A 12,179-nucleotide genomic window follows, 5' to 3' on the forward strand; every position below is an offset into this window, starting at 1 on the left:
GCCAAATCCTACCGTAGCCGTTCCTGCAGTACCAATTACGTTAAAGAGTGTGGTTCCGGGCGCAATTGTTCCCGTGGGGCCAGTGGGGCCGGTGGCTGCATTACAAATAGGTCAAATTAAAAAAACTTCATAAACGGCAGGCGGCGGTACGTTTGAAAAAATTTTGCAGTCGCATGGAACGCGGCAGGCAGCAAATTCCGTTTGTATGGGAAAGTCCCTGGAATTTATAAATTGGTTTATGTTCAATAAAAAACAATAAGCCGCCAGGTAAGAAAGATATACTTTGTATAAATGCATAAAATATAGATAAAAATATATCTATATTTTTCATTGAAAATTGTATTATCTTATGATATTATACTAAAAACAAATTTTGTTTTGTACAAATAGAAAACGTTTTCTTTTAGTTCTAATGACTGTCAGTGGATGGAGCCAAGCGCTCTGATTTATTTTTTATACAGATAGAAAACGTTTTCTATCTTTTCCGGGCTTTCCCGAAAGGAGTTCTCTAATGAAAAAATCATCCAATCAAAACGCACGCCGACCGACCATATTAGACATTGCACGGCTGGCGCAGGCTTCCCCTGCGACGGTTTCCAGAGTGCTGAACGATGCGGACTATCCTGTTACGGAAGAGCTGCGCGAACGGGTGCGCAGCGCTGCCAGACAACTCAATTATCAGCCGAATATTTTCAGTCAGATGCTCAAAGGGGTTTCCAGCCGCGAGATAGGCATCATTGTTCCCGACCTGATCAACCCGTTCTACGCGCAGCTGGTCTCTGCGGTTGCAAAGCAGTGCGTGATTCACGGATTCGCGCCAATTGTCTGCTGCTCCTACGACAGCCCGCAGCTGGAGGATCGGCAGATCGATATTCTGCTGCGTCAGCAGGTGGCGGGTATTTTGCTGTCCTCCATCAACGACAGTGACGATTCGCTGAAAAAGCTCGTCGGCCCCGGCGCGCCGCCTTTGATTTTGTTTGACCAAAGCCATGAGGGCTTTATAGGGAACAGCGTTTCCTTCGATTTTTTTAAGGGTGGGTACATGGCCGCCCAGTACCTGATCCAATGCGGGCACCGAAACATTGCGTTTATGAGTCATCCGCTCACCCGCAGCAGCCGCAAGCAGATTTTCGACGGTTACTGCCGCGCCCTTTCTGAGGCCGGCATCGAAATCAAAAAGGAAATGGTGCTCATCCGCCCCGCAAAGCAGAATACGGAGAGCGATGTCGATTTCGATAACGGCAAGGCCTTGGCACAAATGCTGCTGGGATGCTCCTGTCTGCCGGACGCCGTGATGGCGATCAACGATATCACCGCCATCGGTATCATCGATTTGCTTTCCCAGCACGGCGTCAAGGTGCCCCGCGATCTATCGGTCATCGGGTTCGACAACATCCCCATGTCGGCCATGATCAGCCCGCCGCTGACCACGATTCACCAGCCGGCGCTCGAAACCGGCCGTGCAGCGGCAGATATGCTGTTCGCGCACATTGCAAATCCGAAACTAAATTCGACGCAAATCATGATTCAGCCCGAACTGGTGCTTCGCCAGTCGGTCAGAAAAAACAAAAATGCGATAAAAGGAGATCAGATCATGCATACCAGGTATGAAGAAGTAGAGCTTCAGATTTTTGAAAGCAGAGAGGAAATGGGCAGAGCCGCGGCTCAGGACGCTGCGGATACCATCCGCGACATTCTGGAGCACAAAGCTGCCGTCAACTGCATTTTTGCCGCTGCCCCTTCCCAGAATGAGTTCCTTGACGCGTTCGTACAACAGAAGCTTCCTTGGGAGCGCATCAACGCGTTTCATATGGACGAATATGTCGGTCTTCCTCTCGGCAGCCCGCAGTCGTTCAACGGTTTTCTCAGCCGGTCGATTTTTGACCGCGTTCCGTTCGGCTCCGTTCACCTGATCAACGGCGCGGCGGATCCCCAGCAGGAATGCGCGCGCTACGGCGAGCTTCTGGAAAAAAATCCTCCCGACGTGGTGTTCCTCGGCATCGGAGAAAACGGCCATATCGCGTTTAACGACCCCGCTGTCGCGGATTTTCACGATACGAAAAAAATCAAGGTGGTTCAGCTGGATATTGCCTGCCGTATGCAGCAGGTTCACGACGAGTGCTTCGCTTCTCTTGATCTGGTGCCCAAAGAAGCGCTCACCCTGACTGTTCCCATGTTGATCAGTGCGCCCTACCTGTTCTGCATTGTGCCGGGTGAGCGTAAAGCCGGCGCGACTGCCGCCGCGCTTACCGGGGAAATCAGCGAAGCCTGCCCTGCCAGCATCCTCAGAACCAAAAAAGGCTGCCGCATGTACATTGACCGCGACTGCGCCGTTAAGCTTTGACGCGAAGCGTATACCAAACAAAGGCACACAGCAGGAAAGAGGGAGAACAACATGAAGTGGAGAAGCTCCAACGTATGGTATTTGGCGGGCATCGGCATTCCTCTAGTCAGTATCGCCGTTTTGGGAGTTAAGGCGGTCTGGCCCTCAATCTGGGGCAGCGCTGCCACCCTTGTCGTCACGGTGCTGCTGCTCAGGGCACTGATCGGCAAAATTCGGTTTATTCCACATCCCTTTGCACAGTATGGCGAGCTCGAACCGCTGGAGCTTGATTTGCCCGGGGACCCGGGAATCGATCTCTATACAAGCAGATCCATGTGCCGGTATGATTTTGTTCTGCGCATCGTCGAGTTCCTTTCGCCGTTTTCCTTCGAGGGCGGCCGCCCCAAGGTCGTCATCAATCCCCGTCTGCTGGAAGAAAAGGGCGAGAGGTTTATGCAGATTGCCGTGATGCGCGAGGTGGAGCGTTACCGCAGAAATTATCAGGCTGTTACTATTTTGCGGCTGGTGCTGCCGTTGTTTGCCTTCGCGATTGCCGTCTTGACTGTTTTTGCGTTTGATATTCCGCTCACCGAGCGTTTGGGCGCCTTTTGGGTACAGTTTGCAATGCCGTTCCTGTGTACCATCTTGCTGGGTTTGCACCTGTTTTTCTGGAACAGGCGTATCTCCGCGATGGATGCGGAATTGGATTTGTTTTTAACGTCCGTTTTTGCTGTTGAGGACGTTAAGCGATATATCATCAGTGTGGGCGAATTGGAGAGGGGGTATGAAAAGTCCAAGGCCGGCGCACTGAACCAGCATTACATAAACACGCGGCTCAAACAGCTGGAAAATCACAAAACTTAATATGAGAGGGGATTGTACTGAATGAATGTAGGGCACATGGAGCGTTGGGATTATATCACTCTGGCGCTCTTCTTCCTGGTCATCATCGGCATTGGCATCTGGTCTAAGCGTTCGATCAAAAGCTCGGAGGATTTTTACGTGGGAGGCGGAAAAATCCCATGGTGGCTGTCGGGCGTTTCCCATCACGTATCCGGATATTCCGGCGTTGTATTCGTTGGATACGCCGGTATCGCGTATGCGCACGGCACATCGATCTATTTTTGGTGGGCGGTCAACATCGCACTGGCAACCGCGCTCGGCGCAGTTACACTCGCACCCAGATGGCCCCGCCTGCGCCGCGCACTGGGGATCCAGTCGCCGACAGAGTACCTGAAAATGCGCTATAACACCGCCGCACAGCTGATCGTTGCGACCTCTGGCGTGATCGTAAAGCTGCTGGACGTGGGTGCGAAATGGGCGTCCCTCGGCATCCTGCTGCACGGCTTTACCGGTCTCCCGATTTGGCTGGGCATCATCATCGGCAGCCTTGCCTCCATGATCTATGTATCCATCGGCGGCCTGATTGCAGACCTGCTCACAGACTTTGTGCAGTTTGGCGTCAACCTTCTGGCCGGGCTGCTGCTGTTCTTCTCTGTGCTGAATCACCTTGGCGAATATGGCCTGACTCTGACTTCCGTGTTCTCCGCTCTGCCGGCAAGCAGTGTCACGGTCTTTAACGAAGGCCGTGGGCAGGGCTCCCTGTCCTGGACGCTTCTGTATTTCTTCGTCGTATACTTTAGCTATAACGGCGGCACATGGAACCTTGCGGCACGTTTTATCTCCACCGAGGATGACCATCAGGCGAAAAAGGCGGCTTTCCTGTCCTCCGCGCTCTACCTGATCTGGCCGCTGATCCTGTTCTTCCCGATGTGGTGCGGCCCGATCCTGTTCCCCGGCTGGACACAGGTCGAGGCGGAAGCATCCCTGTACGCGAGCCTTGCGGGCAGATTCCTCCCGGTTGGTCTTGTCGGCCTTGTGCTTGCTGCAATGTTCGCACAGACCATGTCTATGTGCAACTCGGATATGAACACCATTTCCGCGGTCATCACACGCGATATCCTGACCAAAATTAAGCCCTCGCTGAGTAAGCTGGGGGACAGCGAATCCCTGAAGCTTGCCCGTGCAACAACGATTGCTTTCACCGCCGGCACAGTCGTTATCGGTCTGCTTCGCGATCAGCTCGGCGGCGTAACCGGCATCATCCTCACCTGGTTTGCGGCGCTGCTCGGGCCCACCGCCATCCCGCTGCTGTTCGGTCTGCTCCCGCAGTTTAAATACTGCGACAGCAAGGCGGCCATCGCCTCTATGATCGGCGGTCTGGGTGTGTTCGTCGTCACCAAGATGGGCGTGCAGCTGTCTACCGATGTGGCGCTGATTGCTCCGCTGCTGACCTCATTCATCATCTTCCTGGGCGTCGGACTGTATAACCAGTATGTGAAGAAGATCGAGATCGACCCGCAGATTGAAGATTTGATGGTGAAATTGGAGAGTACAAAATGAATCAGAAACAGCTTTTTACCCAGTATGTTGATCTGATTCAGGATGATTTTGTCCCCTACTGGAATCGCTTTTACGATGAAGAAAAGGGCGGCATCCTCAACTGCATCAACAATGAGGGGGATCGAAAACTCAGCGACAATAAATTCACGTGGTCCGAGGGGCGGTACCTGTGGATACTTGGGCGCCTGTACGAGCTCAAACAGCAGGGCGTTCTGCCGAAGCTGGACGAGGAGGGCCTGCTGCGGCAGATGCAGGGCACCTACGACTTTCTGACCCAGCATTCCATTTATGGCGACAACATCTGCTGCTATCTGCTGGACCGCGACGGGAATAAGCTTGAGGACAAACGAACCGGACGGTACGACGCAAGCATCTTTGCGGATTGCTTTGCGCTGATCGGAATGGCGCAATATACAAAAGCCGCCAGGCAGAAAGAAAACCTGACGGCAGTAGAAGCACTGTATGAAAGCATTGTCGCGCGGATCGAAAGCGGGGAGTTTCTGACCGAGCCGTACCCGATCCCCGAGGGATACCGTGTGCATTCCATCCCGATGATCATGGTCAATACCACTTACGAATACATCAAAATGCGCGAACGCTTTGCCCTGCCCTGTGAGCAGCAGATTGCCTATGGACTGGAAAAGGTGCGCAGCATTCTCGAAGACCTGTACCGCGGCGGCTACATCCGAGAGCATGTCTCTACCGACGAAAACTACGAAGCCCGCCTGCTCGACCGCCATGTCAACCCCGGGCATACGCTGGAGGACATGTGGTTCTGCGCAGAATTTCTGAAGGATTACGGCGATCTTCCGGCGTATCTGCCCCGCATTCTGGAGCTGGCGCGAGGTGCCTTCGACATCGGCTGGGATCCCGAATATGGTGGTTTGCTGCGGTTTGTCGACCGTACCGGAGGAGCACCCAAGGGTGTATCGGGCAACAGCGATTTTGAACGCCTGATTCAGGACACATGGGACATGAAGCTCTGGTGGCCGCATTCCGAAGTCTTGTATGTATTTCTCTACTTGTATTCGCTTTCCGGCGAGCAGGACCTGCTGGAGCGGTATGAAAAAGCCAGCGCGTATGTATTCTCCACTTTTCCAAACAAGGAGCTGGGGGAGTGGATTCAAATTCGCAAACGCGACGGCACTCCCGAGCAAAAACTGGTGGCGCTTCCGGTCAAGGATCCGTTCCACATTCTTCGCAACTTCATTAAGATCGTTGAACTGTACCGGTGATCTTGCACGGCCACCCCGTGCTGCAACACGGGGTGGCCCACATCGCCGTTTCTTTCAGCCAAACAATGGGAGGGACCCTATATGCAGCTTGGAACTGCAAAACTGACCATTACGCCGCCGATGCCTGTGCGTCTGTGCGGATATGCGACGCGTACAACCTTGTTTGAACAGGTAAAAGAAGACATTTTCGTTCGCGTTCAGCTTCACCGCTGCGGGCAGGAACAGCTTCTGTTCATTTACGGCGATCTTTTGTGGTGGGGTTCGGATTTTGTCGCGCAGACACGCGAAAAAATCTCGTCCACCTACGAAATCGCGCAGGAACAAATTTTCTTTGTCGCATCGCATAACCACTCCGGCCCGCCCACCTGCGACCTGTTCGCACCGTCTTTGGAAACTTACTCCCCCGCCTATGCACAGTTCCTGCAAGAACGTGTGCTTGAGGCGGTCGCGCTCGCACAGAAAGACATGGAACCCGTGCAGGCATACCGGCACAACGGCAGCGCTGCGTTCAATGTGTTCCGCCGTGTTCTGGAAAACGGCGCAATCCAAATGAAGCCCAACTATCAGGTTCCCGCCGACCACACGCTGACGATTCTGGCGCTGCGCCGAGCGGACGGCAGCCTGAAGGGCGCCATGATCCATTATCCGTGCCACGCGAACATTTCCAATGAAAACGCCGTGCAGCCCGATTATCCAGGCGCCGCGCTGCGTATGCTCGACGACGCGTTTTCCGGCAGCATGTCCATCTTTTTGCAGGGCTGTACTGCCGATCTGCGCCCCAACAGTGTTCTGGGCCAGCGTTTCGTATCCGCAGGCTACGACAAAGTGCTTGTATTCGCCGAAGATTTTGCGAATGCCTGCCGGGACCTGCTCAGCCTGAAAGCTGAGATGATTATACCACGGTTCAACGTTCAAAAGCAACTGCTGCAGCTGCCCTTGGAGGGGGTGCTGCCCGCGCGGGAGCTGGAGGAGCGCGCCAAAACCGCGCAGGGTGTGCAGCTGGAATGGGCGCAGACGGTTTTAATGAAGAACAATCGTCCCAGCGAGCAGCTGGAGCTTTCCAGAATCGAATACGGCGATCGCCTGCGCTTTTACACCTTCAGCGCAGAGGTCTCTCAGTATTATGCCGCTTACGCGCGCGAGGTAGACCCTTATGCCGTGTGCGTCGCGTATACCAATGGGATGATCGGGTACCTGAGCACCGCGCAGCAGATCGAACAGGGCGGCTATGAGCCGGTTGAATCCGCGCTTTATTTTGCGCTGGCGGGAACCTATTCACCGAAAATCGAAGCCATCATCCATGCGGCCGTCGCATCGGCTGCGCAATCAGAATAAGGAGGCATTCTCATGCAAGAAGGCACTGTCATGGACCTTTACTTAAAAGAAGTATTCGGAATCATTCAGGACATACACGACCATGAAAAGGAGCATATCCTCGCCGCGGCGCATGTGATGGCAGAGCAGATCAAAAAGGACCGCCTGATCTACATTTTCGGGCCGGGCGGCCATTCCAACCTCGCCGCCATGGAAATTTTTTTCCGCGCGGGCGGGCTGATGCATGTAAGCGCGATGCTCAATCAGGACACCATGCTCTCCTGCGGCGCGCTTAAATCGATGCAGACCGAGCGCCTGCCCGGATTTGGCCGCATTATCGTCAATGACTATCGCATCGGTGAGGGCGATCTACTGATCGTCGTCAACGCTTACGGCATCAATTCCGCGACGATCGACGCCGCTCTTCAGGCAAAGGAAAACGGGGCGGTCGTCATCGGTGTCAGCTCCCACGAACATGCTGAAAACTGCCCCAAGGATCATCCCGCGCGGCATCCGTCCAAGAAAAATCTACACGAGGTCGCTGATTACACGGTGGACTGCAAAGTTAGGCTGGGCGACGCGGTCATCGAGCTTCCGGGTTTTGAGCAGAAGATCGGTGCACTGAGCACGTTTGCCAACGCCTATGTACTCAACAGCATGGTGATCGAGACGATCAACATCCTGAACAACGAAGGCATCAAGCCGCCGGTCTGGATGAGCGGCAACGCTCCCGGCGGGGACGAATGGAACAATCGCTTTATGCAGGGCTTCCGCGACAAAATCCGCTGCCTGTAATGTATTTAAAGGAAGGGATCTCAATGGCTTCAATCCTGTTTCGCAACGCCCGGATCGTAACTCCCACCGGCGTTACCCCCGGCGAGCTTATGGTGGAAGACGGTGTCATCTCGCAGGTACGCTTTGACCGCGGCATCGACGCCCCCGCAGACCGCATCATCGACGCGGGCGGGCGCTATCTTTCCCCAGGCTTTATCGATATTCATACCCACGGCGCGGGCGGTGCCGATTTCATGGACGGAACGCTGGATGCGATCTATCAGGCGTGCCGCAAGCATATGGAGCACGGCACCACCTCCATCGCACCTACCACCATTACCAGCACAAAGGATTCCCTGCTCTCGTTTGTCGACCTGTTCAATCAGGTACAGCTGGACCGCGAAGACATCCCCAACATCCTTGGCCTGCATCTGGAAGGCCCTTATTTTGCCTATGAACAGCGCGGTGCGCAGGACCCGAAATATCTGCGCAGCCCTGACCCAGAAGAATACAATGAGGTGCTGCGCCGTACCGACCGCATCATTCGCTGGTCGTTTGCCGTGGAGCTGGACGGGGCAGACCTGTTTCTGCGTACGCTGCGGGAGCATGGTATCATTAGCTCGCTGGCGCATTCGGATGCCACCTGCCCGCAGGTATTCCGCGCCTATGAAAACGGTATCTCGGCGCTCACTCATTTTTACTCCGCCATGTCCGGTGTGCGCCGCATCAATGCGTACCGCGTCGCTGGCGCGATCGAAGCGGGCTACCTGCTGGATGATCTGTTTGTGGAGGTCATCGCCGACGGCAAGCATCTTCCCGCCGAGCTTCTCCAGCTGATCTACAAGATCAAGGGCCCCGAGCGCATCTGCCTTGTCACCGATTCGATGCGAGCCGCCGGAATGCCTGACGGCAGCTATATCCTCGGTAACCGGGAAACCGGCATGGAAACCATTGTGGAAGACGGCGTCGCCAAGCTGCCCGATCGCTCCGCGTTTGCGGGGAGCGTCGCTACAACCGATCGTCTGGTGCGCACTATGCTGCAAATGACGACGGCGCCCCTGCATGAGGCGGTTAAGATGATGACGCTTACGCCCGCGCGCCTGCTGCGCATCGACGACCGCAAGGGATCGATCAGCGAAGGCAAGGATGCAGACCTGCTGCTCTTTGACGAAAATATCAACGTCGAAACGGTTCTGGTGCGCGGACGCATCCTCAAAGAAAAATGAACAGGTACTGAGATGCCGCAGAATAAAAATCCACCGGTTGCGGCCGGTGGATTTTTATTCTCACAAACATGAATGAACCCTCTCACCCTTGGAAGAAACCTTTCGGAAAACCCACTCCGCAGGAAGCTTTAAGCAGAAGCTGTTTATGGTTTCGCGTTGAACCTGTGAAACGGCATTGTTGCCCATGCTTCAGGCGGCTTTCAGCTGTCAGCCGAACCTATCAGCTGCTGGCAGTGGTTCGGTTTTCAGAAGCTCCGTAAGCATGCTCCTCCCGCTTCCACAGCTGAAAAAGCGCTTGAACAACGCTTCTTTGTCATTTACTGTTTCCGTACCTGGAAACAGCGCGTCGCAAAGACGCCAATTCTTTTGGCTTGGCCGGTGCCGATCACGGCTTGTCACGGTGTCATATGTTCTGCCGCTGTGCAATACATAATGAATGTGTGTGGGATGGGGAGAATCCAAACCATTCCTTAAATAGAGAGCGGTTATGAAGAAGGGAGAGAAAATGGGGCGCAGAGATCACGCCTTGACAGGCACGGCGAAAGAGATGCAGCGCAGCGCGTGGAAAATCGCCGTTTATATCCGGCTTTCCAAAGAGGACGGAAGTGATGTGAGCTACAGTGTGATCAATCAAAAGGCTTTGATATTAAAATACATAGAGCAACTGAAAGCGGAAGAAAAAGAGGAATACGCCGTTGTCGACTTTTATACCGACGACGGGCTGACGGGAACCGACGACTCCCGTGAAGAGTTTCAGCGGATGCTGCGGGATATTGAAAGAAAAAGGATAAACTGCATCATCGTAAAGGATCTTTCGCGCCCGTTCCGCAACTATGCGGATCAGGGCTATTATCTGGAATATTTTTTCCCGCTGCACGATGTCCGCTTTATTTCATTGCAGCTCCCATTTCTCGACAGCTATCTGTATCCGGAAACGATGCAGAGCATCGCCGTCCCGATGCAGGGCGTTGTAAACGACAATCATTGCAGAGAGACCTCTATCAAAGTGCGCCAGGTATTTAACTATAAGCGAAGTCAGGGGGAGTTTATCGGGGCGTTTGCCCCTTACGGCTACCGGAAAGACCCCGAGGATAAGAACAGACTGATGGTGGATGAAGAGGCTGCGGCGGTGGTGCGGGAAATTTATCGCTGGTTTGTCGTGGAGGGAATGAGCAAAATGGCAATTGCGAAAAGACTTTCCAGCCAGGGAACGCTCAATCCCGCCTCTTATAAAAGGGAAAACGGATTAAAATATGAAAACCCCAATACTCATTTTGACTGCACGTTGTGGAGTGCCGCAACGGTTACAAGAATACTGAAAAATCCCACCTATTTGGGCCACATGGTGCAGGGGCGGCAGAGGGTAAAAAGCTACAAGGTGCATCATCGTGTTGCCGTTCCGGAAAGCGACTGGTTCCTCGTTGAAAACACACACGAGCCGATCATCAGCCGGGAACTTTTCGACAAGGCCCAAAGTCTGCATGGACGTGATACGAGAACAGCTCCGCAAAAACAGGAGTTGTATCTGTTCTCGGGCCTTTTGCGCTGCGCCGACTGCCACAAAGCGATGCACCGAAAAAAGTACGGCAAATATGTATACTACGTTTGCCGAACCTACAAAGACCTTTCGGCCTGCTCAAAGCATACCATTCGGGAAGAGGATTTAATCAAGGGGGTTCTTGAAACGATTCGGATTCAAATTCAGCTGGTCGATTCCATCGCGGAAATCATTCAGAAAATTCATGATTCACCGGCTGCTCAGGTTCAATCGAAACGGCTTGCCGAGAATTTGAAAAACCGGGAACGCGAGCTGGAAAAGGCGACGCGTTGGAAGGATTCCCTGTATGAAAGCTGGCAGAACGGCGATATCAGCAAGGAAGATTACACCAGAATGAAAGCGAAGTACGAAGAGCAGATAGAACAGCTGGGGAAGTCGATCTGTTCTTTGCGCAAGGAGCAGGAAACACTTTTGGGGAACGTTGGTCCGGATTCTCCCTTACTTCAACACCTTATCCAATATAACAATATTGAGGAATTGAGTCGCGGACTTCTCATAGAACTGGTAGGAACCATTTTCATTCATAAAAATGGGGAAATCACGATCCAGTTTAAATGTGCCGATCCATATATAAGCGTGCTGTAGAATTTATTGAGAAGAATAAAAATTGACCGGATTTCCAACTCTTCTCTAATTTTTGGCCCTAATTCAAATGCACCGGTGGGGCCAGTAGGCCCTATCGCACCATCGGTACCCGTGGGGCCTGTCGGCCCAGTGGGGCCCTGTGCCCCGGTGGCTCCCGTTGCGCCAGTCGGCCCAGTGGGGCCCTGTGCCCCGGTGGCTCCCGTTGCGCCAGTTGGCCCGGTGGGGCCCTGTGCCCCGGTGGCTCCCGTTGCGCCAGTCGGCCCGGTGGGGCCCTGTGCGCCGGTGGCTCCTGTTGCGCCTGTCGGCCCGGTGGGACCCTGTGCCCCGGTGGCTCCTGTTGCGCCTGTCGGCCCGGTGGGACCCTGTGCCCCGGTGGCTCCCGTTGCTCCCGTTGCGCCTGTCGGGCCCGTGGGCCCCGTGGGCCCGGCGGTGCCACAGCAGCATACTACATCCCTTGGCTGGCAAGGATTACAACTTCGGTATATATTCATCTCCGGTTCAAAATATGCCATTCTGTTACCTCATTTATTCTAAAATTACCCAGGGTTTTGATCAAAACAGTAGGGCATACACTATCATATGAGAGCTTGGCACAGAGGGCACAATACATTAAAAATTTTTGGTCAAGCATCGCTTAAAGAAAAAAGTTCGGGGCAGTTGGTTGAAAGTAACTTATAACTAAAAATATTTATGTCAAAATTTACAAATAATTGCGAAACATTCCTTGTGAAGGAGAATCATTTCTGATACAATAATGAAGG

General features: G+C 53.6%; 8 protein-coding genes. All 8 read left to right on the plus strand.

The features are described 5' to 3' along the window. Positions 1-511 precede the first annotated feature (511 nt). The gene (locus G340_RS17505) at positions 512-2,344 is read left to right on the plus strand and encodes a substrate-binding domain-containing protein (protein WP_020073248.1); all 1,833 of its coding nucleotides are present in this window, start codon (positions 512-514) and stop codon (positions 2,342-2,344) included. Between the two features lie 51 nt (positions 2,345-2,395). Next, positions 2,396-3,187 (plus strand): hypothetical protein, encoded by a 792-nt coding sequence (locus G340_RS0108615; RefSeq protein ID WP_020073249.1) that lies wholly within the window; start codon positions 2,396-2,398, stop codon positions 3,185-3,187. A gap of 21 nt (positions 3,188-3,208) precedes the next feature. Further along, entirely contained in the window at positions 3,209-4,726 is a 1,518-nt protein-coding gene (locus tag G340_RS0108620; RefSeq protein WP_020073250.1) for a sodium:solute symporter family protein, read from the plus strand. Next, complete coding sequence (locus G340_RS0108625) at positions 4,723-5,961, plus strand: AGE family epimerase/isomerase (RefSeq protein ID WP_020073251.1); 1,239 nt, start codon at positions 4,723-4,725, stop codon at positions 5,959-5,961. The genes G340_RS0108620 and G340_RS0108625 overlap by 4 nt, the downstream gene beginning before the upstream one ends. An 81-nt stretch (positions 5,962-6,042) precedes the next feature. Beyond that, complete coding sequence (locus G340_RS0108630; RefSeq protein ID WP_020073252.1) at positions 6,043-7,296, plus strand: hypothetical protein; 1,254 nt, start codon at positions 6,043-6,045, stop codon at positions 7,294-7,296. A 12-nt stretch (positions 7,297-7,308) separates the two neighbouring features. Continuing rightward, positions 7,309-8,070 (plus strand): sugar isomerase domain-containing protein, encoded by a 762-nt coding sequence (locus G340_RS0108635; RefSeq protein ID WP_020073253.1) that lies wholly within the window; start codon positions 7,309-7,311, stop codon positions 8,068-8,070. A 23-nt stretch (positions 8,071-8,093) separates the two neighbouring features. After that, positions 8,094-9,275: an N-acetylglucosamine-6-phosphate deacetylase gene (gene nagA, locus G340_RS0108640; RefSeq protein ID WP_020073254.1), complete on the plus strand. Its 1,182-nt coding sequence runs from the start codon at positions 8,094-8,096 to the stop codon at positions 9,273-9,275. A gap of 487 nt (positions 9,276-9,762) precedes the next feature. Further along, entirely contained in the window at positions 9,763-11,418 is a 1,656-nt protein-coding gene (locus tag G340_RS0108645) for a recombinase family protein (RefSeq protein WP_020073255.1), read from the plus strand. The last annotated feature ends 761 nt before the right edge of the window (positions 11,419-12,179 follow it).

Origin of the sequence: Faecalispora sporosphaeroides DSM 1294 (assembly GCA_000383295.1) — a bacterium.
Lineage (GTDB): Bacteria > Bacillota > Clostridia > Oscillospirales > Acutalibacteraceae > Faecalispora > Faecalispora sporosphaeroides.